This is a genomic window from Pseudomonas sp. LF-5 (assembly GCF_037626295.1).
Lineage (GTDB): Bacteria > Pseudomonadota > Gammaproteobacteria > Pseudomonadales > Pseudomonadaceae > Aquipseudomonas > Aquipseudomonas monsensis.
Window position 1 is genome coordinate 173,781 of record NZ_JARKMT010000011.1, and the last position, 26,696, is coordinate 200,476.

Annotated in this window: 23 protein-coding genes and 1 pseudogene; 11 read left to right on the plus strand and 13 right to left on the minus strand. The window is 59.9% G+C overall.

Going from position 1 to position 26,696, the window contains the following annotated elements:
* Positions 1-87 precede the first annotated feature (87 nt).
* Positions 88-534, minus strand: a complete 447-nt coding sequence (locus PseuLF5_RS24320; RefSeq protein ID WP_340134876.1) for a phosphatase PAP2 family protein — start codon at positions 532-534, stop codon at positions 88-90.
* Positions 464-2,413, minus strand: coding sequence for an LTA synthase family protein (locus PseuLF5_RS24325; RefSeq protein WP_340134877.1), 1,950 nt, complete (start codon positions 2,411-2,413; stop codon positions 464-466). Before PseuLF5_RS24325 ends, PseuLF5_RS24320 begins: the two co-directional genes overlap by 71 nt.
* A gap of 200 nt (positions 2,414-2,613) precedes the next feature.
* Here PseuLF5_RS24325 and colR point away from each other — a divergent pair, with 200 nt between their 5' ends.
* The 5 genes from colR to PseuLF5_RS24350 all read left to right on the plus strand — a co-directional run bounded on the left by colR (position 2,614) and on the right by PseuLF5_RS24350 (position 6,342).
* Positions 2,614-3,297 carry a two-component system response regulator ColR gene (gene colR / locus PseuLF5_RS24330; protein ID WP_186746745.1) on the plus strand — a complete coding sequence of 228 codons (684 nt, stop codon included), beginning with the start codon at positions 2,614-2,616 and terminating at the stop codon, positions 3,295-3,297.
* Entirely contained in the window at positions 3,287-4,561 is a 1,275-nt protein-coding gene (locus PseuLF5_RS24335; RefSeq protein ID WP_340134878.1) for a sensor histidine kinase, read from the plus strand. The genes colR and PseuLF5_RS24335 overlap by 11 nt, the downstream gene beginning before the upstream one ends.
* 161 nt (positions 4,562-4,722) lie before the next feature.
* Positions 4,723-5,391 carry a class I SAM-dependent methyltransferase gene (locus tag PseuLF5_RS24340; protein ID WP_123466270.1) on the plus strand — a complete coding sequence of 223 codons (669 nt, stop codon included), beginning with the start codon at positions 4,723-4,725 and terminating at the stop codon, positions 5,389-5,391.
* Positions 5,392-5,395: 4 nt separating this feature from the next.
* A complete protein-coding gene (locus tag PseuLF5_RS24345) occupies positions 5,396-6,112 on the plus strand; it encodes a lipopolysaccharide kinase InaA family protein (protein ID WP_128616209.1) in 717 nt (238 codons plus the stop codon).
* Positions 6,113-6,114: 2 nt separating this feature from the next.
* Positions 6,115-6,342, plus strand: a complete 228-nt coding sequence (locus PseuLF5_RS24350; protein WP_123466274.1) for a hypothetical protein — start codon at positions 6,115-6,117, stop codon at positions 6,340-6,342.
* A gap of 167 nt (positions 6,343-6,509) precedes the next feature.
* Here the strand turns inward: PseuLF5_RS24350 and PseuLF5_RS24355 are convergent, their stop codons facing one another.
* The 7 genes from PseuLF5_RS24355 to PseuLF5_RS24385 form a co-directional block, all read right to left on the minus strand.
* Positions 6,510-9,545 (minus strand): multidrug efflux RND transporter permease subunit, encoded by a 3,036-nt coding sequence (locus PseuLF5_RS24355; RefSeq protein ID WP_123466276.1) that lies wholly within the window; start codon positions 9,543-9,545, stop codon positions 6,510-6,512.
* Positions 9,546-9,558: 13 nt separating this feature from the next.
* Entirely contained in the window at positions 9,559-10,707 is a 1,149-nt protein-coding gene (locus tag PseuLF5_RS24360) for an efflux RND transporter periplasmic adaptor subunit (protein ID WP_340134879.1), read from the minus strand.
* 144 nt (positions 10,708-10,851) lie between these two features.
* Positions 10,852-11,952 carry a DUF1513 domain-containing protein gene (locus tag PseuLF5_RS24365; protein ID WP_340134880.1) on the minus strand — a complete coding sequence of 367 codons (1,101 nt, stop codon included), beginning with the start codon at positions 11,950-11,952 and terminating at the stop codon, positions 10,852-10,854.
* Positions 11,953-11,966: 14 nt separating this feature from the next.
* A complete protein-coding gene (locus PseuLF5_RS24370; protein ID WP_322376117.1) occupies positions 11,967-13,031 on the minus strand; it encodes an imelysin family protein in 1,065 nt (354 codons plus the stop codon).
* Positions 13,032-13,057: 26 nt separating this feature from the next.
* Positions 13,058-14,485 (minus strand): di-heme oxidoreductase family protein, encoded by a 1,428-nt coding sequence (locus PseuLF5_RS24375; protein ID WP_322376118.1) that lies wholly within the window; start codon positions 14,483-14,485, stop codon positions 13,058-13,060.
* 294 nt (positions 14,486-14,779) lie between these two features.
* The gene (locus PseuLF5_RS24380; RefSeq protein WP_340134881.1) at positions 14,780-16,117 is read right to left on the minus strand and encodes an imelysin family protein; all 1,338 of its coding nucleotides are present in this window, start codon (positions 16,115-16,117) and stop codon (positions 14,780-14,782) included.
* A 188-nt stretch (positions 16,118-16,305) separates the two neighbouring features.
* Positions 16,306-18,357: a putative bifunctional diguanylate cyclase/phosphodiesterase gene (locus PseuLF5_RS24385; protein ID WP_222834413.1), complete on the minus strand. Its 2,052-nt coding sequence runs from the start codon at positions 18,355-18,357 to the stop codon at positions 16,306-16,308.
* A 302-nt stretch (positions 18,358-18,659) separates the two neighbouring features.
* Between PseuLF5_RS24385 and PseuLF5_RS24390 the strand changes: the two genes are divergently transcribed.
* Both PseuLF5_RS24390 and PseuLF5_RS24395 read left to right on the plus strand, forming a co-directional pair.
* Positions 18,660-20,036: a hypothetical protein gene (locus tag PseuLF5_RS24390; RefSeq protein WP_340134882.1), complete on the plus strand. Its 1,377-nt coding sequence runs from the start codon at positions 18,660-18,662 to the stop codon at positions 20,034-20,036.
* Positions 20,036-20,413 (plus strand): hypothetical protein, encoded by a 378-nt coding sequence (locus PseuLF5_RS24395; RefSeq protein WP_123466292.1) that lies wholly within the window; start codon positions 20,036-20,038, stop codon positions 20,411-20,413. Before PseuLF5_RS24390 ends, PseuLF5_RS24395 begins: the two co-directional genes overlap by 1 nt.
* A 139-nt stretch (positions 20,414-20,552) precedes the next feature.
* Here PseuLF5_RS24395 and PseuLF5_RS24400 read toward each other — a convergent pair.
* The 4 genes and pseudogenes from PseuLF5_RS24400 to PseuLF5_RS24415 all read right to left on the minus strand — a co-directional run.
* A pseudogene (locus PseuLF5_RS24400) lies at positions 20,553-20,717 on the minus strand (DUF6124 family protein); the annotation flags it as partial.
* A gap of 141 nt (positions 20,718-20,858) precedes the next feature.
* Positions 20,859-21,455 (minus strand): superoxide dismutase, encoded by a 597-nt coding sequence (locus PseuLF5_RS24405; protein ID WP_003227660.1) that lies wholly within the window; start codon positions 21,453-21,455, stop codon positions 20,859-20,861.
* Between the two features lie 176 nt (positions 21,456-21,631).
* Entirely contained in the window at positions 21,632-22,234 is a 603-nt protein-coding gene (locus PseuLF5_RS24410) for a LysE/ArgO family amino acid transporter (RefSeq protein ID WP_340134883.1), read from the minus strand.
* 5 nt (positions 22,235-22,239) lie between these two features.
* The gene (locus tag PseuLF5_RS24415) at positions 22,240-22,641 is read right to left on the minus strand and encodes an ACT domain-containing protein (protein ID WP_267798863.1); all 402 of its coding nucleotides are present in this window, start codon (positions 22,639-22,641) and stop codon (positions 22,240-22,242) included.
* A 96-nt stretch (positions 22,642-22,737) separates the two neighbouring features.
* On the opposite strand from PseuLF5_RS24415, the gene PseuLF5_RS24420 reads away from it, so the two are divergent.
* The 4 genes from PseuLF5_RS24420 (at position 22,738) to PseuLF5_RS24435 (ending at position 26,664) form a co-directional block, all read left to right on the plus strand.
* Positions 22,738-23,625: a LysR family transcriptional regulator ArgP gene (locus PseuLF5_RS24420; RefSeq protein ID WP_123466298.1), complete on the plus strand. Its 888-nt coding sequence runs from the start codon at positions 22,738-22,740 to the stop codon at positions 23,623-23,625.
* 107 nt (positions 23,626-23,732) lie between these two features.
* Positions 23,733-24,725, plus strand: a complete 993-nt coding sequence (locus tag PseuLF5_RS24425; protein WP_123466300.1) for an NAD-dependent epimerase/dehydratase family protein — start codon at positions 23,733-23,735, stop codon at positions 24,723-24,725.
* Positions 24,726-24,851: 126 nt separating this feature from the next.
* Complete coding sequence (locus PseuLF5_RS24430; protein ID WP_340134884.1) at positions 24,852-25,706, plus strand: ATPase; 855 nt, start codon at positions 24,852-24,854, stop codon at positions 25,704-25,706.
* 109 nt (positions 25,707-25,815) lie between these two features.
* On the plus strand, positions 25,816-26,664 hold the full coding sequence (locus tag PseuLF5_RS24435) for a cache domain-containing protein (RefSeq protein WP_128616300.1): 849 nt from the start codon (positions 25,816-25,818) through the stop codon (positions 26,662-26,664).
* Positions 26,665-26,696: the final 32 nt, after the last annotated feature.

Genomic DNA, 26,696 nt, shown 5'->3' on the forward strand with positions numbered 1-26,696 from the left:
CAGCTCCCACAAGGATCTATGGTGTTCACCCAATACGTGTTTCACCTTGGACATTGTGGGAGCTGGCTTGCCAGCGATAGCGTCAGATCAGGCGCTGACCGGTTGTGCCTTGACGACGGCTTCAGCCTTCACCGCCGGGCGATACAGCACCCAGTAATACGACCCCAGGCAAATCAGCCAACAGAAAATCGCCGTCCACACGTTATGCGAAAAGAAGTGCGCACCCTGCATCATCCGGCTGATCGAGAACACCGAGCCCAGGGCAAAGGCAAAGATGAACGCCTGTCGGGCCAGACATGGGCGTCGGTCACGCAGCACAAAGAACAGCGCAAACAGGGTGAAACCGGTCGCCGCATGACCACCGGGCCAGCAACGGGCGAGGGGTGGGGCGCACAACGTTTGATGGCATGTTGGATCCTGAGCAAAAGAAAACGCCCCGGTGCCTCGGCCCGGGGCGCTTCGATTAACGTTCGCTGACTTGTGGCGCACCCTCCTTGGGTGCTTTCCAGCCAAGCAACTGATGTTTGAAACCATAACTGGCGGTTTGGTAGTAGCTGATGGCGCGGCTGATCAGCGGGTCATCACTGATCGCCCGGGATTCACGGCTCTCAGTCAGCGCATCGTCGTGTCGGCGCAAGCCCTGGCGCGGGCTGAGAATGGCCAGATCCTTGCCGTCGAACAGCCCCAGATGCTGGTAGTTGCCAACCACCACCCGTGGCGGCAACGGGTTTTCCTGCAGCAGGTTGCGCCCGAAGAACGTCGACTGGTAATCCATGTTCAGCAAGCCCAGCAGGGTCGGCGCGAGGTCGATCTGGCTGGCCAGTTGAGCGTTTTCGCGTGGTTCGATCAGCTTCGGCGCATAAATGAACAGCGGAATCTGATAGTTGGCGATCGGCAGGTCTTCCTTGCCGGCGCTACCGGCGGTGTGGTCGGCGACGAAGATGAAGATCGTGTTGTCGAACCACGGTTTCTGGCGCGCCTGCTCAAGGAACTGGCCGATGGCGTAGTCGGTGTACTTCACCGCGCCGTCGCGACCGTTGCCGGACTTGATGTCGATGCGGTTGTCCGGGTAGGTGTACGGGCGATGGTTGGAGGTGGTCATCAACTGCAACAGAAACGGCTGGCCCTTGGCGAAATCGGCATCGGCCAGTTTCAGGGTTTGCGTGTACAGGTCCTCGTCGGCCATGCCCCAGGCGTTCTTGAAGTGGATTTGGGCCTCATCGACGCTGCTCTGATCGACCACGCGATAACCGTTACCGCTGAAGAACGCGTTCATGTTGTCGAAGTAACCGCGCCCGCCGTAGACGAATACGCTGTCATAGCCTACCGCACTCAATTGCTGACCCAGGCTGGCGAACCCGCTTTCGCGGCCGATGCGTTTGACGATCGAGCGGCCCGGCGTCGGTGGAATGGCCAGGGTGATGGCTTCCAGGCCGCGGTCGGTGCGGGTGCCGGTGGCGTAGAAATTATTGAAATACAGGCTCTGTTTGCGCAGCGCATCGAGGTGCGGCGTCAGGTCGCGCTTGTCACCGTTGCTGCCCAGATACTTGGCGCTGAGGCTTTCGATGGTCACCAGCACGATGTTGGGCGTGCGTGCAATGCCCGGGTTGTCGATTACCCGGCGAATATCCTGCGGATCCTGACCGATGAAGCGGGCGTTGGGCTCGTTCAGTTCGGCGCGAATCTGCCGGGCCACCTCTTCTGACGAGCGGCTGTTGTAGAACTGGCTGTAATCCAGCTCGTTGTTACGAAAGGCCGCGAAGAACTGATAGGGGCCGTTGCTCGCCAGTTCGTTCTGGTAGGCATTGCCGCCCTGGGCGCGCGGTGCGTCCTGGCTGAGCAGTTGCAGGCTGAGACCGGTCACCAGCAGCAGCGCCAGCGCATTGAGCAGGCGTTTGCGCAACGGCGGCAGTGGCGCATTCAGCGCCGCATTGAACGGCTTGCGCAACGCGAAGCTGATGCTAATGGCCAGCAGCGCCAGAATGCTCAGCAGGATGCCGATCGGGTACGACTCCAACACGTTGTTCAGCACTTCATCGGAGTACACCAGGTAGTCCACGGCGATGAAGTTGAAGCGCACGCCGAACTCGTCCCAGAATAGCCATTCGGCCACCGACACGAACAGCATGACGAACAGGCTGACGGTCAGCAGCCCTCGCAGGAACCAGCGATGACCGCGGCGGCGCCACAAGGCCGGCGGGCACAGCAACAGATACAGGCCCAACGGCAACGCCGCATAGGCAAGGAAGCCCAGGTCATACAGCAAGCCAATGCCGAACACCGAGAGGGCAACGCCACCGGCCTCATCCAGATGAGTCAGGAGCAGCATGGTCCGGGTCAGGAAAAATACCAGCAGCCAGGCGCCGGTAATCAACAGCAGAAGGCGCAGGGGCGCCGTCTTGAAAAAATCCATAGTCCGCTTCCTTTTACGATGGCGCGGGAGTGTCGTGGCGCCACCGTCGGCAGGTTGTGAACCTGTAGTGAAAAATTTGTTAAGACTTGAATATGCTCGAGAGAGTTGAGTCGCGAAACGCTCAACCCTAGCTCTGTGGAGAATCTGGCCTTAAGCTGCGCGGGCCATGACGGCCGTTACTGTGTACGGAGGAGGTGCCCATGCGAATTCTATTGGTCGAAGACAACCGCGACATCCTGGCCAATCTGGCCGATTATCTGGGGCTCAAAGGCTACACAGTCGATTGTGCCCAGGACGGTCTGTCGGGCCTGCATCTGGCAGCCACCGAACATTACGACCTGATCGTGCTCGATATCATGCTGCCGGGCATTGATGGCTACACCCTGTGCAAGCGCCTGCGTGAAGACGCCCGTCGTGACACGCCGGTGATCATGCTCACCGCTCGCGATCAACTCGACGACCGCTTGCAGGGTTTCAAGTCCGGCGCCGACGATTACCTGGTCAAACCGTTCGCCCTGTCCGAACTGGCGGCACGGGTCGAGGCGGTGATGCGCCGCACCCAGGGCGGTGGTCGCCGGGCGTTGCAGGTCGGCGATCTGAACTACGACCTGGACACCCTGGAAGTGACCCGCGAAGGCAAACTGCTCAAGCTCAACCCGGTCGGCCTCAAGTTGCTGGCGGTGTTGATGCAGAAGAGCCCGCACGTGCTGCGGCGGGAAATTCTCGAAGAAGCGCTGTGGGGCGATGATTGCCCGGACAGCGACAGCCTGCGCAGCCACGTCCACCAATTGCGTCAGGTGATCGACAAACCGTTCGAAAAACCATTGCTGCATACCGTGCACGGCGTGGGTTACCGCTTGGCCGAGGGGCGTGATGGAGTTTAAGCAAAGCCTTTCCCAGCGGATCATCATTGCCTTTGCGTTGATGAGCGCGCTGGTAGCCGGCGCCTTTGCCATGGGCATCGTGGCGACGGTGCATCTGGTGGAGGAGAAACTGATTTCGGCAGGGTTGGGTGGCGATCTGCAGCGCCTGTTGCTGATGGACAACGTCTCGGACTGGAGCCATCGGCCCGAGCCGGACCAGTTGTTCTATTTCAGCGGCGGGCCAGGTGATTTCGAGTTACCCAAGGATTTGCGTCACCTGGATGCGGGCTTCCATGAAGTCTTCCGCGAACAGTTGTCGTATCACGCCATGGTCGAAATCGTCGACGGCCGGCGATATGTGCTGCTGCAGGATCAGAGCGATTTCGAAGAGCGCGAGCGTGTGCTGTTTGCCGTCGTGCTGGTGGGCTTTGTGCTCAGTCTGGCGTTGGCGGTATTCCTCGGCTGGGTGCTTGCGCGCAAAGTGATGGCGCCGGTGGTGCGTCTGGCGCGTCAGGTTCGCCACCGCGATCAGTTGCTCGGGCTGGCGCCGCCGCTCGCACCCGACTACGCGGCTGACGAAGTCGGCGAACTGGCGGTGGCGTTCGACGCCACCCTCGGTCGCCTGCGTCAGGCCCTGACCCGTGAAAGATTATTCACCAGCGATGTCAGTCACGAACTGCGCACCCCCTTGATGGTGCTGGCCAGCTCTTGCGAACTGCTGCTGGAGAATCCGGCCATTGATCAACGCGGTCGTTCTCAGGTGGAACGTATCGCCCGGGCCAGCGAGGAAATGCGCGAGTTGGTGCAGACCTTCCTGATGCTCGCCCGTGCCCAGCGCGAAAACGCCGGGGTGGCGCTGCAGCAGAATATTACGCAAGTGGCTGACAGCCTGTTGTGTGTATGGCGCGAGCCGATTGAAAGCAAGGGGCTGAGGTTGCAGTTCGAACCCGGCAATCCGCCGGACACTTGTTACAACGCAACGTTGCTGACCGCGGTGATGGGCAACCTGTTGCGCAACGCCTGCCATTACACCGACCAGGGCTTTATTCGCCTGACCCTTACCGCCAACGGGTTTGTGGTGGAAGACTCCGGTGTGGGCATTCCGGAAGAAAAACGCGAAGCCATGTTCCAGCCTTTCGTGCGTGGCACGGAAAACCGTGGTGAAGGCCTTGGGCTCGGCCTGTCGCTGGTGCAGCGGATCTGTGAAAACCAGGGCTGGACGGTCAATTTGAGCACGATGACGCCCAATGGCTGCCGCTTCGAGGTGGATCTTGGGGCGCCTTGACGCACGTAGTGGCTCCAGGCTACTCCCTCGAAGCTGTCTAAATCCTGTATAACTCTGTAATACTTTGCCGGTAGACCCGACGTTTTTTTCACAAAGGGATGACCTGACGCTGACACGCCGCTGCCTATGGTGGTGGCATCAGTAACTCAGGAGTCCTGGTGATGGCCGGCCCGATCAAGCTCGATTTTTCCGAAAAGTATGACGATCAGCATGCCCAGAAATATCTGCGCAAGCACAAGGAAAGCCTTGGTCGTCGTCTTTCTCACTGGCGTGACGAACAGTTGGCCCGCAAGGCGCTGGCGTTGGTCGGCGAGCCAGGACTGGTGCTGGACCTGCCTTGTGGGGCGGGGCGTTTCTGGCCATTGCTGGGTGAAAAAACCAATCGGGTGATCATCGGCGCGGACAATTCCGAGTCGATGATCAAGACGGCCATGGCGTCGCAACCGGCTGACGTGGTGAAACGGGTACAACCCTTGCACACGTCTGCGTTCGACATCGCCTTGCCGGATAACGCCGTCGACAGCATTTTTTGCATGCGACTGCTGCATCACATCGGTGAGGCCGAGCATCGGCGCACGATTCTGCGTGAATTTGAGCGCGTGACCCGCGACAGCGTGATTGTTTCGCTGTGGGTCGACGGCAATTTCAAGGCGTGGAAGCGTCAACGCGCCGAGCAGAAGCGTGACAAACGGCAATACCAGAATCGCTTTGTGTTACCGGCCGCTACGGTCGAAAAGGAATTCGAGGAAGCAGGGTTTCGAATTCAGGAACAACTGGACTTTATTCCGCTCTACGCCATGTGGCGAGTTTATGTATTACGCAAGAGGTAGCAGGATGGCAGTGCAATTTGCAGCAGAAACGGACGTCGCTCCGCAAGATCGCTTTGACTTTTACTGGAACCAGCGCGGTGAGTGGGTGGAAGAACCCAACGTGCGGCGCGGTGGCGAAAGTGGAGTCCAGCGGGTCGTTGGACGCGATGGTCAACTGCTGTATGCCAAGCGCCAGACCGGTCATATCTATCGCAGTTGGTTGCACCCGTTCGGACGGCCGACGGTATTGCGTGAGCTGGATGCCCTGACCGGCGTGAGCAAGCTTGGCGTGCGCGTGCCGCAAATCGTTTTCTGTGGTACCCAGCCCGACCCGCAGCACAAGTGGCGTGCGTTGCTGGTGACCAAGTCCCTGGACGGTTTCCAGGAGCTGGAACACTGGCTGGCTTCTGCCGGCGGGCGTGATCAGTGCGGCGACGTCGTTTATGAGCGTGTGCTCAAGGACCTCGCCGAGAATCTGGCGCGCATGCACAAGGGCCGTTGGCAGCACAGCTGCATCTACATCAAACATGTGTTCGTGCGGGTCACCGGCGAAGGCGAATCGGCCAAGGTTGAAGTAGCCCTGATCGACCTGGAGAAATGTCGCCAGCGTCTGACTGCCTATCGCGCTGCCTCTCACGACATGAAGCAATTACGCCGCCACTCGTCGTTCCGCGACGCGGACTGGAAAAAACTCGTCTACTTTTATGAGACGGCGTTTGGCAGCGCTATCAAAGGTTTATAGCGATGAAACTCGAAATTGCACGAGGTTTGTTTTTGGTTGGAGCCTTGGCAGTTGCATCACTGGCGGTGGCTGCCTGGGAGCAGCCACGCATGCAGGTCATTGGAGCGTCCACCAGCGACGCCCATTGTTCAATCCCACGGGAGGCCAAAGCCTCCGTGGCGACCAAACCCGACCATGACTTGTTGTTGTTCATGTTCGGACTTTCCCAAGGAATGAGGCCGCAGAGTTGAACCGATTGAAGCCCACCTGAAAGGCCTCGCACATGCGAGGCCTTTTTTTATGCCCGACACGACACAGATCCCTTGTAGGAGTGAGCCTGCTCGCGATAGCGGTGTGTCATTCAAATCATTATTAACTGACAGACCGCTATCGCGAGCAGGCTCACTCCTACAGGGGGTTATGCGGTTGGTGTGGGATCGGGTTTCGCCAGCAGGGTGTAAACGCATGGCAAGACGAACAGCGTAAATAACGTGCCGATCGACATCCCCGTGGCAATCACCATGCCGATATCAAAGCGGCTGACCGCGCCGGCACCGGTGGCGAGAATCAACGGCACCATGCCAAACACCATCGCTGCAGTGGTCATCAATACCGGCCGTAAACGAATCGCTGCCGCTTCCTCAACGGCTTCACGCACTGTCAGGCCTTTGTCCTTGCGCAACTGGTTGGCGAATTCGACGATCAGGATGCCGTGTTTACTGATCAGGCCGATCAGCGTCACCAGCCCGACCTGGGTGTAGATGTTCATGCTCGACCAGCCAAGGAACAGCGGAATCAGCGCCCCGCAGATCGACAACGGCACCGTCACCAGAATCACCAGTGGATCGCGGAAACTCTCGAACTGCGCCGCCAGCACCAGAAAAATGATCGCCAGCGCGAGTGCAAACGTCACCCACAACGCGCTGCCTTCCTGAACGAACTGGCGTGACGCGCCGCCATAGTCGAAGGCAAAACCGGCCGGCGCTTCTTCCCGGGCGATCTGCAGAACGGTGTCGATGGCTTCACCCATGCTCACCAACGGAAAACCGGAGATCTTCGCCGCATTGAGTTGCTGGAACTGATTGAGCTGGCGCGGTCGTGCGCGGTCGCTGACCTTGATCAGAGTCGACAGCGGCAGTAACTCGCCCTGGGTGTTTTTCACGTAGTAATTGTTCAGCCAGTCCGGGTTGTCGCGGAAGGGGCGTTCAACCTGAGCAATGACCTTGTAACTGCGCCCCTCGATGGTGAACCGGTTGATTTCCGCTTCACCCAGCAACGTGGCCAGCGTGCCCCCCAGATCCTGCATCGACACGCCCATTTGCGCGGCTTTGGCGCGGTCGATATCGACCACCACCTCGGGTTTGTCGAACGCCAGATCGAGGTCGACGAAGGCGAACTTGCCCGACTCCATCGCGCGCTTCTTGATCCGGTCGGCCACTTGCAGCAGCAATTCGTAGTCGTTGGCGGTGTTGACCACAAACTCGAACGGCAAGCCTTCACCGGTGCCAGGCAGGGAGGGCAGGTTGAAGCCGAAAATCTGCAGGCCCGGGATGCCTTCCAGTTTGCCCTGCACCTCAGGGAGGATTTGCATCTGTGTGCGGCTGCGTTCGTTCCATGGCTTGAGCAGGAACCCGCCAATGCCCGCCTGCACGCCGTTGTAGCCGTTGATCTGGAACGAGGAATAGTACTCGGGGAATTCCTTGAAGATCTTGATGAACTCGTCGGTGTAGGTGCTCAGGTAATCGAGGTTGGTCGGCTGCGGCGCGGTGGCCATCATGAAAATGATGCCCTGGTCTTCGTCCGGCGCCAGTTCCGACTTGGCGAACTTGAGAAATACCGGAATCAGGCACAGCACGATCACCGCGAACACCAGCACCACCGGCCGCGTGTTCAGCGTGCCATGCAGCATGCTTTGATAGCGGCGCTTGAGACGGTCGAAAATGCGGTCGAGACGGTGGGCGAGGCCACTGGGGTTTTCTTCGTGACGCAGCAGAAGTGCGCACATCATCGGCGACAGGGTCAGGGCGACGATCCCGGAGATCACCACCGCCCCGGCGAGGGTCAGCGCAAACTCCTTGAACAGCGCGCCGGTCAGGCCGGTGAGGAAGCCGATCGGCGCGTACACCGCGGCCAGGGTGATGGTCATCGACACCACCGGCATGGCGATTTCCCGTGCACCTTCCAGGGCCGCATCAAACGGCGTCTTGCCTTCCTCGATGTGCCGGTGGATGTTTTCCACCACGACAATCGCATCGTCCACCACCAGACCGATGGCCAGCACCATTGCCAGCAGCGTCAGCAGGTTCATCGAGTAGCCCATCATCTGCATGAAGAACATCACGCCGATCATCGACAACGGAATGGTCACCACCGGAATCACCACCGAACGCAACGCGCCGAGGAACAGAAACACTACGACAATCACGATCAGTACCGCTTCGAACAGGGTTTTCACTACCTCGTCGATGGAGGCCTGAATGAACAGGGTGGCGTCGTAGGCAATCTCGCTCTTGAGGTTCGGCGGCAGCTGCGCTTCCAGCTCGGGCATCAGCTTGCGCACTTCCTTGATCACGTCCAGCGGGTTGGCGCCGGGCGTGGCCTTGATGCCGATGTACACCGACGGCGTGCCGCCGAACGAACTGATCGAGTCGTAGTTTTCCGCGCCCATCTCCACCCGCGCGACATCGCCGAGCAGCACGCGGCTGTCGCCACTGACCTTGAGCGGAATCGCCGCAAAAGCCTCGGCGGATTTCAGTTCGGTGTTGGCGTTGATGCTGGTGACCACGTACTCGCCTTTCACCTCGCCGGCGGCGGAGAGGAAGTTGTACTGGCGCACCGCATTGGTCACGTCGCTGGCGCTGAGGCCGAAACCGGCAAGCTTCACCGGGTCGAGCCACAGGCGCATGGCGAACACCTGATTGCCGAGAATCTCTGCTTCGGCCATGCCCGGCAGGGTCGCGAGTTTCGGCTGGATCACCCGTGACAGGTAGTCGGTGATCTGCGGGTTGCTCAAGTCCTTGCTGAAGAAGCTGATGTACATCAGCGCCGAGGCGTCGGCGGACTCCTTGCTCAGCACCGGGTCTTCAGCGTCCTGCGGCAGTTTGTTTTTCACCTCGTTGGCCTTGGCCAGCAACTCGGTAAAGAGGCGATCGGTGTTGGAGCCGATACGTGCGTAGATCGAAATCACCGAGAAGTTCTGCCGGCTGACCGACGTCATGTAGTCGATGCCCTCGGCGCTGGCCAGGCTTTGCTGCATCGGTTGGGTGATGTAACCCTGAATGGTTTCGGCGTTGGCCCCGGGGTAGGCCGTGGTCACCGTGATCAGGGCGTTTTCCATTTGCGGGTATTGGCGCAGGGGCAACTTGCTCCAGGCCTGAAAGCCGAGCAGCACAATCAACAGGCTGACCACGGTGGCGAGCACCGGGCGGCGGATGAACGGATCAGTAAAAGCCATGGGAATTCCTTGATCAGTCGGCGCGAGGCGGACTGTTCTGCTCGCCGAGGGTCTTGTCTTCGCTGATGGCAATGTGGGCGCCGTTGTCCAGTTTGATCTGGCCGGCCGTCACCACTTGTTCGCCGCTCTGCACGCCCTTGTTGATCATCACCAGGCCCTCGCGGCGTTCACCGGTTTCGATGAAGCGTCGCTCGGCAATCAGCACCGGTTGGCCCTTGTCGTCCTTTTCGACGCTGCCGTCTGCGGCTTTCTTCTGGCCGACCACGTAGACCGAGTTGCCGTAGAGGGTGTAGGTGATCGCGCTTTCCGGCACCACGATGTGCTTCTGCGGATCGGGCAGCAGCACATCGAGGCTGGCGAACATGCCCGGCAGCAGTTTGCCATCGGGGTTGGCCAGAGTGGCGCGCACCAGAATGTTACGCGTCGAGCTTTCGACGATCGGGTTGATCGCGCTGATCTTGCCCGGGAAGATCTGGCCGGGGTAAGCGGCGGCCGAGATATTCACCGGTTGGCCGATGGCCAGTTTCGGTACCGATTGCTCGGGCACATAGAAGTCGGCGTAGAGGCTGCTCAGGTCCTGTAGGGTGGCGATTTTGGTGCCGCTGGCGAGGTAATCGCCGACGTCGACCTGGCGAATGCCGATGGTGCCGCTGAACGGCGCGAGGATGCGTTTTTTCGCCAGGGAGGCATTGAGCTGGTTGACCGTGGCCTTGTTCTTTTGCAGAACCGCCGAAAGCCGGTCGTACTCGCCTTTGGAGATGGCCCGGCTGTCGACCAGTTGGCTGCCGCGGCCGAAGTCCAGTTGCGCCAGACCGAGGTCGGCCCTGGCGGTTTCCAGCAGGGCGGTTTCGACCGCGCTGTCGAGTTGCAGCAGCGGTTGCCCGGCCTTGACCTTCTGCCCGGATTCGAATTTGAGTTCGGTGACGGTGCCGGCGACTTCCAGGCTCAGCTCGACGCCTTGCAGCGCTTTCAGTGTGCCGACCGTGGGCAGACGCATCTGCCACGGCCGCTCGTAAGCCGTGGCCACCGCGACGCTGATGGGCGGTTTCGGCTTGGAAAAGCCCTGGATCATTGTGTAGATCGAAAAGGCCTTGTACCCGCCCAGAGCCAGGACGATCAACAAGACAACACCCAACATGATCAGCATGCGGCGACGCAGCATATTTCCAGTTCCTTGGATAAATCAGGTGAGACAGGCGGGCACATTACTCCGAGTGCTGGGGGGATTCCAACTGGCAGTTTTTACATGAAGGTCGGGTATGAACCTTGTGGCGAGGGGATAAATCCCCTCGCCACAGGGGGCGCGTCACGCCATCAAATGCAGATGGTTGTCCCAGAGCCCCGCCGGCAGCTCCAGCGGTTTGGCCAGCAGTTCATCCTGGCGGCAATCGTAGTAGCGGCAACGTCCTTGCCCTGAAGTCACGACAAACCCGTCCTTCACCGCGCCGACACCGGCGCAATCGGGCAAGGGCGCGTCGAGGCGCACTTCGCCGCTGTCCAGATCCCAGATAAAGAACCGGTTGCCACGCGGCGCCGTCAGCGCCACCAGACGCAGCTCGCTGTGTACGGCGACGCTGGCGGTGTAATGCCCCATTGACTGCAACTGGTGATCCGGCACCGGGAACGCCACGAACGGTTGCCCTGGACGCTTGATCGCCAGCAGTTCGGAACGCTCGTGGGACGCGCCCATGAATTGCTGACCGGCGACGATGGTGCCGTCGCTGGCGATGCCCAGGTGACGTACGCTGTTCATCTGCTGGGCGAGGGTTTCCTTGCTCAGCAGGGTGCCGTCGCGCTGCATCAGCACCAGACTCGGTTCCATGGCGTTGAGGTTCATGTCGACGCGGCTTTCCGCTTCGGTCCGAATCCCGCCGTTGGCCACCACAAGGGTTTCCCCGTCCGGCATCCACGACACCTGATGCGGGCCCAGGCCATGGGTGGAAATCTCGCCGCTGTGCACCAGCCGCTCGCCTTCGAACTTGTACACACCGAGCAAACCACGGCCAGGATCGGTGGTGTCGTTCTCGGTGGCGTACAGGTATTCGCCGTCCTTGTGCACCACGGCGTGGCCGTAGAAGTGCCGGTTCGGCTGCGAGGTCACCGTCTGCAGCAACTTACCGTCGCGCAGGTCGATCAGGTAACTCTCGGTGCCCGGGCGACGTGCGACGAACAGTGCAATCGGCTGCGTCGGATGGTTGATGATGTCGTGGCAGCGTTGGCCGACTTCGGTGGCGAACACCCGCGTGCCGTCCAGCCGATAGCCGACGGCGTAGTGCTTGCCGTCGGTGTCATCGCGCGCCGAGAGCAACAACGGGCTCTGATCCTTGCGCTTGAACAGCGTCCAGCCGCCCAGCGTCACTGCTCCCAGCAGTGCACTACCTAAAGTCAGAACCTGACGTCGCAGCATGGCACTTGCCCTCATCAGTCACCGTCGTTGGCGTTGAAGCCCAGTTGGATGCCCAGCGCCTTGGCCAGTTCGCCTTCGTGCAGGCGATGGACGACGTTGAGGCTGTCGTAGATGTCGTTCAGTTGCTGACGACCGGCGTCGTCTTCGAGCATTTCGCCGAGCGAACGCTGAGTGCTGTCGAACAGTTTCAGCGAAGCGGCGTAGGCTGCGTCGATCTTGTCGGCCAATGGCTTCTGATCGCTTGGCAGCAGGCTGCGCAGGCCTTTGTTATCGACACCTTCCCAGACGGTTTTGGCAGCGGCGAGGCTGGCTTCCAGTGCGGTCAGCGAGGACTGGCTGCGCCAGGCATCGGCCTGGAACGGTTGAGGCACGCCTTTGCTCTGGCGGCCCATTGGCGTGCCGAGTTTTTTCTTCAGAGTGTCCAGTGCAGTGACTTGCACACGCAGCAGATCGGCGATCGCTTCGTGGGAGTCGGCATAGCGCTGGTTGGGGAACTTGGTCATCTGCGCGAGCATGCCGTCAGTGTTGTTCCAGCCCTGCAGAATCTCTTCGGCCAGTTGCTTCTGTCGTTCGCCAATGGCGATCAGCAGTGGGCAGTACTTGGCTTTCTGCTCGGCGTTGGCCACGTCAGGCTTGGCGTCGAACAGGATGTACTCGTACGCCGACAGACCTTGAACGACTACGCTCGATTTGGCCAGGGCGGCGGCGTCGATCTGTGGCTGGGCGACGACCAGTTGCTCGACCTGACGACCGACGAGGTTTTTCTTGTCCGGCCAGAACTGCACCTGCCACGAACGGTTGCCCTCGGCCAGCGGCCCGATCAGCAACGGTTGCAGCTCGGCCCAGGCTTTCTGCGCGTGGAGAAAGTCGGCGCGGGCGGTTTCCAGGGTTTCCTTGCCCTGGCAGTAGGCGAGGGCGCTGACTGCCAGTTGCCTGTCGGCTTCGACCCAACGAGTGTAGGTCGGCAGGATCACCGATTTGGCGATGGCCGCCGAGGTGACCGCTTGCGGGTCCTGCGGCGAGCAGGCGCCGAGGGCGAGTGCGGCAAGGCTGGTGAACAACAACTTGGGACGGAACATGTCGGGCTCCCGATTCTTTTAAGTGTTTAAAGTGAGTTCAGAAACGCCAGCAGCGCGGCACGCTGTTCGGCGTTGAAAGACAAAACCTGTTGCTGCGCCTGCTGCGCTTCGCCGCCATGCCAGAGCACGGCTTCGAGCAGATTGCGCGCGCGGCCGTCATGCAAGAACTGGGTGTGGCCGCTGACCGCTTGCGTCAGGCCGATGCCCCACAACGGCGGGGTGCGCCAGTCGCGGCCGGAGGCCTGGAATTCAGTGCGGTGGTCGGCCAGACCATCGCCCATGTCATGCAGCAGCAGATCGCTGTACGGGCGAATCACTTGATTGGCCAGTTCAGGTTCGGCCGCGTTGGCGGCGGTGGTGTATTTCGGGGTGTGGCACGACTGACATCCGGCCTGGAAAAACAGGTTCTTGCCGGCCAGCACTTCGGGATCATTGACGCCACGGCGCGCCGGCACCGCGAGGTTGCGGCTGTAGAACAGCACCAGCCGCAGGATGTTGTCGCTGACTTCCGGCTCGCCGTCCGGGCCATTGCCGTTCGGTGCCTGTTTGCAGGCGGTTTGCGCGTCGGTGCAGTCATCGAAGGGGCGCAGGCTGGTCGTGAGGCCCATGTCCCCGGAAAACGCGTGAACATTCTGCTGATTGAGATTCGGTTGCCCGGCTTTCCAGCCGAACCGGCCCATGACGGTCTTCTGCTGCGCGTCATCCCAGACCTGATTCGGCCGGCCATTGATGCCGTTGTTCGCTTTCGCCTGCGCGGCGGCGTTGGCGAGAATCGCCTCTTGCGGGATTGCTTCGAGCAAACCGAGGCCGATCATCGGCGGTGCGACCCGGGCGGAGAAACGCGTGTCCGGGTGCATCGGGCCGTAGCCCAACTGAGTGAACTGCAGCACCGGTTTGCGCAGTTCCACTTCAGTGCCGTCCTTGAAGCGGACCGGCACCGGGGTGTACTCGACGCGCACCTTGCCTTCGGGGACTACGCCGGGCACCGCCATGTCCTGGAACTGGCCGCCGTAGACCGGCTCCGGCACTACGCCCACCTGCTCGATGAGTTTGGCAAATTCAGGCGCGTCGGGAATCGACAGGCGCACCAGCATGGACACCGCATTGGCTGCGTCCGGCGTCGGCGGATGGCCGCGACCGTCCTTGATGTGGCAGTTCTGGCAGGCGTTGGTGTTGAACAGCGGACCGAGGCCGTCCCGCGCAGTGGTGGTCGACGGTGCGATCACCCACGGGCTGCGGAAGAAACTGTTGCCGACACTGAAATCGACCCGGCGCGACGGCGGCAGGTTGGCCGAGGGCAGGGAAAAGGCGTTCTGATCGGTCTTGCGCACGGTCGCTGCACCGCCTGAACGCGCTTCACCGGGCTCAGCCTTGGTAAAGCGCGGAGCGTCATCACAGGCACTCAGGCCCAGGGCCAGAAGCAGTGCGGACAAGCGAAGCGACAGCGAAGGCATCGGACATCCTGCAGACGGGCGAAATTAAAGGCGCAAAGTCTAACAGGGCGAGGGGGTTTGAATAAGAGGAATTATCGTTTACTTGATTTACGGCAGGGTTTCACTTGAGACCGAGGTGCCCCCTATCGCTGGCAAGCCAGCTCCCACAGGATTTGAGGTGTTTGCAGAATCCGTGTAAGTCACCATTCCCTGTGGGAGCTGGCTTGCCAGCGATGAGGTCATCAGCATTACAGCAAAAAGCAGGCATGAAAAAAGGCGACCCGCAGGTCGCCTTTTTTGACGCAGACGCTGTGATCAGAACTCGTGATCAGCGTTGTCCGGGTTCAGGTCGCTGATGCCCAGTTTGCCAGCAGCGGCTTCGATCGAACCGGTCTGCTTGACCAGGGATGCGATGGCGTCACGCACGATCTGGTTGCCCGCGGTGTTGCCGGCAGCGATCAACTGGTCGTAGTGCTCACCCTTGTTGGCGTGATCGACCATGACCTGGATCTTGGCTTCGGTAGCGGCCAGATCGGCTTTCAGCGCGTTGTCGGCAGCCGGGTCGGCTTTGGCCACCAGTGACGACAGGCTGGCGCCGGTCATCTTGGTGCCGTCAACACGGGTGTACTCGCCCAGGTACACGTTACGAATGCCTTTGGCATCGTAGAAGTGCGAGTTGTGGGTGTTGTCGCTGAAGCAGTCCTGCTCGTCTTCAGGGGAGTTGGCTTCCAGGGAAACCTTCATGCGCTCGCCCGCCAGTTCGCCCAGCGACAGGCTGCCCATGCCGAAGAGCATTTTGCGCAGACCGGTTTCAGCCGGCTCGGCTTCCAGGGTGGCGCGGTAGTTGTCGGCCACGTTCGGTTTCCAGTTGCCGACCATTTCTTCCAGGTCGCTGACCAGCAGTTGGGTCACGGCTTTCAGGTACGCACGGCGACGATCGTTGTGACCGCCGGTGGCGCCGGCGCCTTCCAGGTAGTCCGACGCCGGACGGTTGCCCGCGCCCGGGCCGGTGCCGTTCAGGTCCTGGCCCCAGAGCAGGAATTCGATGGCGTGGTAGCCGGTGGCGACGTTTGCCTCGGAACCGCCCAGCTCGTTGAGGCTGGCGAGTTTTTCCGGGGTGATGTCTTTTACATCGACCTTGTCTTCGCCGACCTGCACTTCAGTGTTGGCGATGATGTTGGCCGTGGCGCCCGGGTTACCCAGCGCGTGTTCGTAGGATTTGTCGACGTAGTCGATCAGGCCTTCGTCCAGTGGCCAGGCATTCACCTGACCTTCCCAGTCGTCGATGATGGTGTTGCCGAAGCGGAACACTTCGCTCTGCAGGTAAGGCACGCGCGCGGCAACCCAGGCAGCCTTGGCGGCTTTCAGGGTATCGGCGTTCGGCTTGGCGAGAAACGCGTCGACGGCGGTTTGCAGGGTTTTCGCGGTGGATTCGGCATCGCTGTAAACGGCGAAGACCATGTCGGCGTAGTGCGCGACCACAGCCTTGGCGGCCGCTTCGTCGACTTTACCGGCAGCGGCAGGCGCAGCCGCTGGCGCGGTAGTGCTGGCAGCTGGCGTCGGCGCGGCGGCTTTGTCTTTGCCTTCGCCGCAACCGGCGAGGGAAATAGCGATGGCCAGCAGACTGGCGGTAGCCAGAGGCATACGAATCATGGCGAACATCCTGCTTCGGTAGTTGAATGGATAGGCGCTGGGGGCGCAAAACTGCGACATAATGCAAATCTTTCGCATTATGTGTAAAGGGCTGTGGCTGGAAATATTTCTTATTTACGAAACGCAAAAGATCGTCCGAACGCGGTCCGAGCCTTCGGCTGCATCTGCTGGGCTGCGATCTTCTGACGTTACAAAATGGCCGCGTTGCTGCGTTGCGCCTGTTTGAGGTAGGCACCCAGCTCACGGGCCGGCAGCGGTTTGCTGTAGTGGTAGCCCTGACCTTCGTGGCAGCCTTCGGAAATGATGTACGTCTCCTGCTCGGCGGTTTCCACGCCCTCGGCAATCACCTGCATGCCAAGGCTCTTGCCCAGTTGAATGATCGCGCGAACGATGGTCGCATCGTCGTCGTCATCCAGCAGATCCTGGACGAAGCTCTTGTCGATCTTGATCTTGTCCAGCGGCAGGCTTTTCAGATAACTCAGCGATGAATAACCGGTGCCGAAGTCGTCGATGGCGATCAGCGCCCCGGAGCGGCGCAGGCTGAGCAAGTGCTGGGCGGCGGTGCTGATGTCTTCCATCAGGCCGGTTTCGGTGACTTCCAGCTCCAGGCTGCGGGGCGGCAGGCGATACATCTGCAATAGATTGTTGACCACCCGCGGCAGCTCGGCGTGGTGCAGTTGCACGGTGGACAGGTTGACGGCCATGCGCAGGTCGACGAAGCCTTGATCGTGCCATTCGCGCAGTTGTTTGCAGGCCTGATCGAGCACCCATTCGCCAATGGCGATGATCGTGCCGTTCTGTTCGGCCAACGGAATGAACAGATCCGGCGGCACCAGACCGTGTTCCGGATGCTGCCAGCGAATCAACGCTTCGACCCCGACCACGCGATGATCGCGGTAGCTGATCTGTGGCTGGTAGACGAGGTAGAACTGATCGCGCAGCAGTGCATCACGCAGGTCTTTTTCCAGTTCGCGCCGGCGGCGCATCTCGCTGTCGACGCTGGCGATGTAGAACTGATAGCGATTGCGCGAGCGGGTCTTGGCCAGGGTCATGGTCTGCTCGGCTTTCTGCAACAGCTTTTCGGTGCTGTCGCCGTCTTCGGGGAACAAGGTGATGCCGATGGTGGCGCGCAGGCGGATTTCCTGATGGTCGAGGGCGAACGCCGCTTCCAGATCGTCGAGGATGCTTTGCGCCAGTTCCGCAGCTTCATAAGGCTGTTCGATATCGGCCTGCACCAGCGCGAACTGATCGCCGCCGAGGCGGGCGAGTGCGCCAAGCCGACCGCTGTGGGCGCGCAGGCGATCGGCAAGTGCCAGCAATAACTGGTCGCCGGTCTGGTAGCTGAACTGCTCGTTGATGCCCTTGAAATCATCCAGCCCCACGCACAACACCGCGACCCGCCGTTGCAGCTTGCCGGCGTCGACCAGAATCTTGTCCAGTTGCTGCTGTAATTGCTGGCGGTTCGGCAGGCCGGTCAGAAAGTCGTACTGGGCCATGCGTAGCAGACTGTTTTCCGCTTCGTGGCGCAGGTGGGTGTTGCGTTCGATGGATTCGAGCAACTGGTTGGCGGTGGTGATCCAGATACCCAGCTCGTTCTTCTCGTGACCCTTGAGTTGCGGAATCTTGTGTTCGCTGGGGCGGTCCGGGTTGATTTCGGTGAGGTGCTCGATGATCCGCGACAGCGGTTTGGTCAGCAGCCAGTGATAGACCAGATACAGCACCAGGCCCATGGCCAGCGCGCGCAGCACGCCGGAAATGAAGATGATCACCGAGCTGACGATGAAACTCTCGCCATAAGTAGCGGTGTCGAGGGTGATGCTCAGGTCGCCGTAATACTCGCTGTAGGGACCGCGACCGACCAATTGCGTGGTAAAGGTGCGCTCCTGGCCGAGAATCAGGTCGGTCAGCCAGCGGCTGTTGGAATGCTGCAACTCACGGGACTTCTGCGCGAGCATGGCTTCGTTGGGATGGCCGATTGACGCCTGGCGCACCGCCTCGTCCTGGAACAGGCCTTCGATTACCTGCATGCCCATTTCCCGGTCCAGGCTGTAAACCGCCTGGGTGGAGGGATCGCGGAACATGTCGAGGATCCGCTCGGCGTCGCTGGCTACGGCCTGACGGGTTTTGTAGGCATCGAACACAATCTGCGCGCAGCTCAAGACCACGCCGACGATCAATGCTGACAGGAGCACGACCCGGAGCAACTTCACCGACAAGCTGTTCTTGAGTTCCAGCTTCAAAGGGTTATTCCTTGTTCCGTGCGGGTAGCGTCAAGTTGCCATGAGTATTGGCAATCCCGTGATGGCAGTCAAAGGGACAATCAAGCCCAGGGTTATTTGCCTGTGGCGTTGGCCGAAATGCAGCTGCCTGGAGTATTAGCCCTAATCTGTACTGTGTCGGTAGTTTCGACCCTCAACTTGAGCGGTTTGCAGCATTTTTTCCTCTTTTTGATGGTAGCCCGCTGTGGCATGGCAGCAAGCAGCGCGCCACAGAGAAGTCGGATTCCCCCTACACGCAAAACAGAAACACCCGGCATTCAAGTTTGAGTTCGCTCGCCAAAGTCCTGCGTTTTGCAGAGCGGGGCACGGACGTGACCAGACTTATCCCTCAACGTGAACTCCACGGCCAACAGGCGCTCGACACCCACCAGGCCATGGACACCTTGCGAGAGGTACTCAACCGCCCGGATGAACTGCCGGGATTCGACAACCTGCTCAATGCAATGGGCCTCAATCACTCCAACTATCTGCAAGGCGCCAACCAGCGAAAACTCGTAGAAGCCATCAAAAACGGTGACTGGGTCATAGTGAAACCGCGGGTTGTTACTGATAGCGGCGGCGCTTCGTGGAACGCCTTCAGCCCTCAACCCGAACCACCACTGGCCGAGCAACTGGTGGAAGACCACGCCTACACCTTGCCGAAACCGGCTGAGTCAGGCTTTCACATTGTCCAGACATCTATGAGCCGCGAAGCGCTGGAGCGCGCACTGTACGAAACGACGCCTGGCGAAGCACTGCGCCGCGAGTTCCGTTCGCTTAACCGTCATTTGGGTGAACAGGTCAAAGCGGGGCAGATGGTCCTCTTCAGCGACTCGCGCAACTACATGTGCCGACGCGAAGAGGCGCAAATGATGGCGGCAGCGGAGAAAGTGAATGAAGCGCTGAAAGACCTGACGGATGAAGAGGCTTCTTTCATGGTTGAGCATCATGAGGTGATTGAACCGTTTTTGGGTGTTTCTTCCGGAGCGTTGGGTGTTGCATCGTTTATGGTGGGGCAGCACATGGAAACGCTTAAGGGCACGCTTAAAGAACTGGAACGCTTACATATCGAGCAGTACCGCCAGAACGGTAATCTCCATTCCCCGCAGTTTTTTGCGCAGCGCAAGCGGTTGATGTCGAAGCTTGATGCCGGTTTGGGGCCCTTGGTTCGCAAGATGACGGGCATCCCGGATCACCCCAAACTTAAACGGGCTTTAGGATTATCTTCGCGAAGGACTGTGCACAACTGGAACAAGGCAGGCGCACCGAATCAATTGCCGGGATATGCGACACATATTGAGGGCGTGGCGCGATCTTCTAAGTACATAAAGGCCGGCGGTTATTTGGCAATTGGATTGGGCGCGAGCTCGGCGGCGATGAAAATTCACGAAGCATGCCGTACCGGACGCGAAGAGGAATGCCGTCAGGCGAAATTTGTCGAAGGTTCTAAGCTGTCAGGAAATGTTGTGGGCGGAATGATGGCAACCAGACTGGCGCCAATCGCACCAATGACATGTGTTGCTCTTGGAGTGGGCACCGCGGGTACAGGAGGTCTGGTTTGCATGTTGGTTGTAAGTGGCATGCTTGCCGCACAAATGGGAGATGGCGGTGGTCAGTTTGGTGAGTTCGTCGGTGAAAAGTTGTATGAGGTGAGTCAATAATGAGCCTTGATCAGTTTGTTGGCTTATCTGGAATACCCCTTTTTGTATTGTTTTTTCTGAACTATTGCTTTTCAGCTTATGTAGCGACCCACAAGCTGGAGGAAATTCAGAGCCATTTATCGAACTCTCGTTTCGTCGCATCACATCGGGGCGACAAAAGTACGCCGATCGTCTTCAAAGTGGGTAGTCTTGAAGTTGTATATGCCCTTTTGGTTCTAAAGGTCTTGCGAAATTTAGACCCGGAGTCCATTGAGGAAGTAAATAATTTTCCAAAGCAATTGCGCCCTTGGGTGATCATCCCCGGTCACATCAATACAGTCTGCGTTTTATGGTTTTCCGCGATTTTGGTATGGATCAATATCAAGCAATATCTGTGATCGCACAGTACCCGCGGACTGCTACAGTCGCTTGTCCCAAAATTTGGTCATGCGTTTGTCTGATGGCAGAGCACTGGGGCGCCGATAAATCAAAACACGGCCACAAGGGGCTGTGTATGTTGTCAGTCCGTCGTGACAACTAAGCAACCGGTTGCACGTTATCCAGCGCGGTCTTGCGGTGCGAGACATCAGGCACAGCGGCGAAGTTGTTGAGTATCTCTGTGACCGATCCCAGTGTTTCGCTGGCATTTGCCAGCGGGGATTCGGTGTCGTACTTCGGATTGGCGAGGTGCATAGGCAGAGGCACAAGATTGTGTAGCTTGAGTCGGTATCAGGACATGTTTGTTAAACATGTATGTTTAGATCCGAGCCTTCGGCAGTTGCTACAGGGATACGCAAGCATAAAAAACCCGGCAATAGCCGGGTTTTTTGACTGGCGCGCAGCTTAAGCGGTGAAGGTTTTACCTTCGAACTGCTCAGCAACGAACTTCCAGTTGACCAGGTTCCAGAACGCTTCAACGTACTTCGGACGCAGGTTGCGGTAGTCGATGTAGTAAGCGTGTTCCCAGACGTCGCAGGTCAGCAGCGGGGTGTCGCCGCTGGTCAGCGGGTTGCCGGCGCCGATGGTGCTGGCCAGGGCCAGGGAACCGTCAGCCTTTTTCACCAGCCAGCCCCAGCCGGAACCGAAGGTGCCGATCGAGGTTTTGCTGAACTCTTCCTTGAACTTGTCGAACGAACCGAAGGCTGCGTTGATGGCTTCAGCCAGTGCGCCGGTTGGTTGACCGCCGGCGTTTGGCGCCAGGCAGTTCCAGTAGAAAGTGTGGTTCCAGACCTGAGCGGCGTTGTTGAAGATACCGCCCGAGGAAGTCTTGACGATCTCTTCCAGGGTCTTGCCTTCGAACTCGGTGCCTGGCACCAGGTTGTTCAGGTTCACGACATAGGTGTTGTGGTGCTTGTCGTGGTGAAATTCCAGGGTTTCCTTGGAAATGTGCGGCTGCAGGGCATCGTGTGCGTAAGGCAGCGGCGGCAATTCGAAAGCCATGATGATTCTCCTAATCAGGTCTGTTGCGGTGAGCGCAAGGCCGATCACGGGCGGCCAGAAATGCACCGACGAGTTTTTACTCTTTGCGGCGCAGGGTTCGGATCATAGCACCGGGGTCAAGGCTTAACCACGCAACAACTGTGTGGGATAGAGGTTCCAGAGCTGTTTGGAATAAATCAGCTGGTGATAATCAGTTGGCCAGCCACCGTAAACATCATCAATGCCACCACCAGATCAAGAATCCGCCAGGTACTCGGCCTTGCCAGCCACGGCGCCAGCCATGCGGCACCGAGGGCGAGGGTGAAAAACCACAGCAGCGACGCACTCGCCGCGCCGACGACATAAGCCCCCGGCACCGACTGCTGCGCACCGAGCGAGCCGATCAGCAACACCGTGTCGAGATACACGTGCGGGTTGAGCAGCGTCACTGCCAGCGCGCTGAGCATCACCGCGCGCAACGAGCGCACGGTGGGGTTTTCGCCCTGATCCAGACTCTGTGTCGAGAACGCCCGGCGCAGCGCCTGGCTGCCATACCAGATCAGAAAGACTGCGCCGCCCCAGCGCGCCACCGCGAGCAATGTCGGGTTCTGCGCCAACACGGTGGCCAGACCAAACACCCCGGCCGCCACCAGCAGCGCATCGCACGCCACACACAACGCCGCCACCGGCAGGTGATGTTCACGCCGCAGGCTCTGGGCCAAGACAAAAGCATTCTGGGTGCCGATCGCCATGATCAACCCCAAGGCCACCAACAGGCCGTTTACATAGCTTTGCCACATAACGATTACTCCGCGTTGGCTGCGAGATCGCGCAGCACTTGCATGGCGCGTTCGGCATCGGCCTGACCGACAAACAAATGATCGTGGTAGTAACCGGCGATTACGTTGCAACTGATCCCGGCCTTGCCCAGTGCGCTGGCGAACGCCGCGGTGAGGCCGACCGCTTCCAGTGCCGAATGCACATTGAGGGTGATCCACGCCGCCACATAATCGAAACCGAACCCGGCCCGTTCAGCCTGGGAGCGCTCGAGAATCACGGTCAGGCCTTCCTGCTCGCGGAAGCTGCCGACAATCTCCAGACCCTCGGGCAACTGGCCATCGACCAAGGTGCAGAACACGTATTCGCCAGCATTGAGCTGCGGGCTCATGCTGCGCAGCAACGTCGTGAGTGAGGTTTCGCCAGCCATTGCAGTGTTCCTTGATAAAGAGTGCTTGCTGGCTATTCTCCGGTCGAAAGTTGTATAAGAAAAACCAATAGTGCTGATCGCTCATTAGGAAAACTGATGTTCGACTACAAATTGCTGTCCGCGCTGGCCGCCGTGGTCGAACAGGCCGGATTCGAGCGCGCCGCGCAGGTGCTGGGCCTTTCGCAATCGGCGATTTCCCAGCGGATCAAGTTGCTGGAAGCGCGGGTCGGCCAACCGGTGCTGGTGCGCGGCACGCCGCCGTCGCCGACCGAAATTGGCCGACGTCTGCTCAACCATGTGCAGCAGGTACGACTGCTTGAGCGCGATTTGCAGACGCTGGTGCCAGCGCTCGACGAAGAAGGTCTGCCCGAGCGTTTGCGCATCGCCCTTAACGCCGACAGCCTCGCCACCTGGTGGGCCGAAGCCGTGGGTGATTTTTGTGCCGAGCAGCATTTATTGCTGGATCTGGTGGTGGAGGATCAAACCGTCGGCCTCAAGCGCATGCGTGCCGGCGAGGTCGCGGCCTGTGTCTGTGCCAGCGAACGCCCGGTTGCCGGCGCTCGTAGCGTGTTGCTCGGGGCGATGCGTTACCGGGCGCTGGCCAGCCCGGCGTTCATCGCGCGGCATTTTCCTGATGGCGTGCGCGCCGAGCAGTTGCCGCGCACCCCGGCGCTGGTGTTCGGTCCGGACGATTTCCTGCAGCATCGCTACCTGGCCTCGCTCGGCGTCGATGGCGGGTTCGAGCACCATTTGTGCCCGTCTTCCGAAGGTTTTGTGCGCCTGACCGAAGCCGGTTTCGGTTGGGGACTGGTGCCGGAACTGCAAGTGCGCGACCAGTTGCAACGCGGTGTGTTGCGCGAACTGTTGCCAGATAAACCGATCGACGTGCCGTTGTACTGGCATCATTGGCGCAATGGTGGTCAGCTGCTGGGTTTGCTGACCGAACAATTGGTACGTTCTTCACCACAATGGCTGGTGGCTTAAAAGCAGTTGCGAGCGTCAAGCTGCAAGCGGCAAGTCAAGCGCTGAGCATTGTTTTTACCCTGCAGCTCGAAGCTTGAAGCTCGCAGCTGGTTTCATTGGAGCTTTACATGAAAATTCTGGTCACCGGCGCAAGCGGCTTCATTGGCGGACGCTTTGCGCGTTTCGCCCTGGAGCAGGGCCTGGACGTGCGGGTCAACGGTCGCCGGGCCGAGAGCGTCGAGCATCTGGTACGCCGCGGTGCCGAATTCATCCCCGGCGACCTGACCGATCCCGAATTGGTGCGTGAACTGTGTGCCGACGTCGAAGCGGTGGTGCACTGCGCCGGTGCCGTCGGCCTGTGGGGGCGTTATCAGGACTTTCATCAGGGCAACGTGCAGGTCACGGAAAACGTCGTCGAAGCCTGTCTGAAGCAGCGCGTGCGGCGGCTGGTGCACCTGTCGTCGCCGTCGATCTATTTCGATGGGCGCGACCACTTCAACCTCACCGAAGAACAGGTGCCCAAACGTTTCAAGCATCCCTACGCGGCAACCAAGTATCTCGCCGAGCAAAAGGTCTTCGGCGCGCAGGAGTTCGGTCTGGAAACCCTTGCGCTGCGTCCGCGTTTCGTCACCGGGGCCGGCGACATGAGCATCTTCCCGCGCCTGCTGAACATGCAGCGCAAGGGCCGGCTGGCGATTATCGGCAATGGCCTGAACAAGGTCGATTTCACCAGTGTGCAGAACCTCAACGAGGCCATGCTCAGCAGTTTGCTGGCGGCCGGCTCGGCGCTGGGCAAGGCCTACAACATCAGCAACGGCGCGCCGGTGCCGTTGTGGGATGTGGTCAATTATGTGATGCGCAAGATGGAAGTCCCACAGGTCACCAAGTACCGCTCCTACGGCCTGGCGTACAGTGTCGCGGCGCTCAACGAAGGCGCCTGCCGGCTCTGGCCGGGGCGACCGGAACCGACGCTGTCGCGCCTGGGCATGCAAGTGATGAAAAAAAATTTCACCCTCGACATCAGTCGCGCCCGGCATTATCTCGACTACGATCCGAAAGTCAGCCTGTGGTCGGCGCTCGACGAGTTCTGTGGCTGGTGGAAAGCACAGGACATTCGCTGAAACGCGTTGCAACGATTCGGCCGGCCGGCAATGAACCGCACCGCAGGTTGGGGGTCAATCCCTGCGGCTGCGGTGGTTATACTTCGCAGCATTTAGCCATCACCGCGTTTCACAAAGGTTGCCTCAATGTCCATGCGTAATGATGCCCACGACGATTTCGACGATGTCCCGAGCCTGCGCGCCGACACGTTCGACGACGATGACATTCCGACCACTGCCCGCACGTCCGTGCACTCGCGCACGCCACCGGCGGTCAAGGTCCGGGCGGCCAGCACCGGGCCATTGTGGGCGCTGGTCGGCGCGCTGTTTTTTGCCTTCATGGGCCTGGCGTGGTGGAGCTTTCAGCAGATCTCGCTGATGGAACAGCAACTGGTCGCGACCCAGGAAAGCTTCGCGCGCATCAGTGAGGAAGCCGCAGGGCGCTTGCAGGATATTTCCGGCAAGGTGGTCGCCAGCCAGACCAACGTCAACACCGACAGCGAAGCCCTGAAGCTGCAGATCAAGGCGCTTGAAGGCAAGTTGCTCGATCAGGGCAAACAGCAGCAGGGTGTGGCCGGTCAGGCCAGCGATCTGGACAAGCGCCTGGCGCAGATGACCGCGCAGACCTCCGAACAACAGAACGCCAACACCCAGTTGCAGGCCCAGGTCAAAGCCCTGAGTGCAGAACTGGCGACCCTGAAAAGTGCGCCGGCCGACACCAGCAAGGTCGATGCCCTGCTCAAGAGTTATGACACCCAGCTGAAAAGCCTCGGCGCGGATATCACTGCGCTGAAAAAGCAGGGCAACTCGAACGCTGCGATTGAGCGCCTGGAGCAGGAAATCGTTGTCCTCAAAAGCGAGCAGGACAACCGTCCGGCAGCGCCACAGGGCGGTGGCAATACCGCCGAGTTCGATGCGTTCCGTGGCCAGATGACCCGCAACCTCAATACCTTGCAGGCACAGATCCAGAACCTGCAGCAACAGATCAATGCCCGGCCCTAGGGGCTAAGCTGAGGGGCTCTCGCCTGTAATCTCTGGATTCAAGTTCAACTTCCATATGACCCCAAGCCGTCTACGCTCTTGAAACACCAACAAGAACGAGGGATGCGTTATGGGGTTTTTGCATAAAGTGGCGTGGCTCGGGCTGATGCTGCTTGTGGGGGCAGGGCAGGCCAATGCCGTCTCCACGCAAAAGGACGACAGCAAGGCCGCCATCGCCCTGCTGGAAAAGGCACTGGCCTACTACCACGACAACGGCGACAAGGCCTTCGCCGCGTTCAGCCGTCAGGGCGAGTTCGTCGATAAGGATCGTTATGTGTTCGTGGTCGATACCAAGGGCGTGATGCTCGCCAGCGGCGGGCCATCCTCTGCCTTGATCGGTCGTGATGTCAGCGAAGTGCTCGGGCCGGACCTGCAAAAGACCTTCAAGGACGCGTTGCTGGTGCCTGAAGGCAACGGCATCCAGCAAGCCGAATACCGCTGGCAGAACTGGGCGGACGGCAAAGTCGAGCGCAAGCATGTGTATTACCAGCGCATCGGCCAGCGAATTCTGGCAGTGGGTTATTACTTGCCGCGAGCCTCTGCGGAGCAAGCCAAGGCACTGCTTGATAAAGCAGCCACCGATCTGGGCAAAGACGAAAAGGGCACGCTGACGGCGATCAACTCGCTCAAGGGCGGCTATCTGCAGGATGACCTGTATGTGTTTGTGGTCGACCTCGACACCCAGCGCTATGTCGCCCACGGCACCAACCTGCGGCTGATCAACACCGATTTCAGCAAGATCAAGGACCCGGACGGCAAACCGGTGGGCGAACCGATTCTGGCGCTGATCGGCAAGCAGGACAGTGGCGAATACGAATACCGCTGGAAAAACCCGGTGACCGGCAAGGTCGAGGACAAGCATGCCTACCTGAAGAAGGTCGGGCATTTCCTGGTGGCGGTGGGTTACTACAGCCCTTGAGTGAACGGCCTTTTGCAGGAGTGAGCCCGCTC

Excerpts from the sequence above, each read along its gene's own strand:
- PseuLF5_RS24420 (WP_123466298.1), top strand. The coding sequence starts at position 22,738 with ATGTTCGACTACAAATTGCTGTCCGCGCTGGCCGCCGTGGTCGAACAG.
- PseuLF5_RS24395 (WP_123466292.1), top strand. The coding sequence starts at position 20,036 with ATGAGCCTTGATCAGTTTGTTGGCTTATCTGGAATACCCCTTTTTGTA.
- PseuLF5_RS24345 (WP_128616209.1), top strand. The coding sequence starts at position 5,396 with ATGGCAGTGCAATTTGCAGCAGAAACGGACGTCGCTCCGCAAGATCGC.
- PseuLF5_RS24410 (WP_340134883.1), bottom strand. The coding sequence starts at position 22,234 with ATGTGGCAAAGCTATGTAAACGGCCTGTTGGTGGCCTTGGGGTTGATC.
- PseuLF5_RS24375 (WP_322376118.1), bottom strand. The coding sequence starts at position 14,485 with ATGCCTTCGCTGTCGCTTCGCTTGTCCGCACTGCTTCTGGCCCTGGGC.
- PseuLF5_RS24370 (WP_322376117.1), bottom strand. The coding sequence starts at position 13,031 with ATGTTCCGTCCCAAGTTGTTGTTCACCAGCCTTGCCGCACTCGCCCTC.
- PseuLF5_RS24335 (WP_340134878.1), top strand. The coding sequence starts at position 3,287 with ATGGAGTTTAAGCAAAGCCTTTCCCAGCGGATCATCATTGCCTTTGCG.
- colR (WP_186746745.1), top strand. The coding sequence starts at position 2,614 with ATGCGAATTCTATTGGTCGAAGACAACCGCGACATCCTGGCCAATCTG.
- PseuLF5_RS24320 (WP_340134876.1), bottom strand. The coding sequence starts at position 534 with ATGGTTTCAAACATCAGTTGCTTGGCTGGAAAGCACCCAAGGAGGGTG.
- PseuLF5_RS24435 (WP_128616300.1), top strand. The coding sequence starts at position 25,816 with ATGGGGTTTTTGCATAAAGTGGCGTGGCTCGGGCTGATGCTGCTTGTG.
- PseuLF5_RS24365 (WP_340134880.1), bottom strand. The coding sequence starts at position 11,952 with ATGCTGCGACGTCAGGTTCTGACTTTAGGTAGTGCACTGCTGGGAGCA.
- PseuLF5_RS24340 (WP_123466270.1), top strand. The coding sequence starts at position 4,723 with ATGGCCGGCCCGATCAAGCTCGATTTTTCCGAAAAGTATGACGATCAG.
- PseuLF5_RS24415 (WP_267798863.1), bottom strand. The coding sequence starts at position 22,641 with ATGGCTGGCGAAACCTCACTCACGACGTTGCTGCGCAGCATGAGCCCG.
- PseuLF5_RS24405 (WP_003227660.1), bottom strand. The coding sequence starts at position 21,455 with ATGGCTTTCGAATTGCCGCCGCTGCCTTACGCACACGATGCCCTGCAG.
- PseuLF5_RS24425 (WP_123466300.1), top strand. The coding sequence starts at position 23,733 with ATGAAAATTCTGGTCACCGGCGCAAGCGGCTTCATTGGCGGACGCTTT.
- PseuLF5_RS24355 (WP_123466276.1), bottom strand. The coding sequence starts at position 9,545 with ATGGCTTTTACTGATCCGTTCATCCGCCGCCCGGTGCTCGCCACCGTG.
- PseuLF5_RS24325 (WP_340134877.1), bottom strand. The coding sequence starts at position 2,413 with ATGGATTTTTTCAAGACGGCGCCCCTGCGCCTTCTGCTGTTGATTACC.
- PseuLF5_RS24430 (WP_340134884.1), top strand. The coding sequence starts at position 24,852 with ATGTCCATGCGTAATGATGCCCACGACGATTTCGACGATGTCCCGAGC.
- PseuLF5_RS24350 (WP_123466274.1), top strand. The coding sequence starts at position 6,115 with ATGAAACTCGAAATTGCACGAGGTTTGTTTTTGGTTGGAGCCTTGGCA.
- PseuLF5_RS24360 (WP_340134879.1), bottom strand. The coding sequence starts at position 10,707 with ATGCTGCGTCGCCGCATGCTGATCATGTTGGGTGTTGTCTTGTTGATC.
- PseuLF5_RS24380 (WP_340134881.1), bottom strand. The coding sequence starts at position 16,117 with ATGATTCGTATGCCTCTGGCTACCGCCAGTCTGCTGGCCATCGCTATT.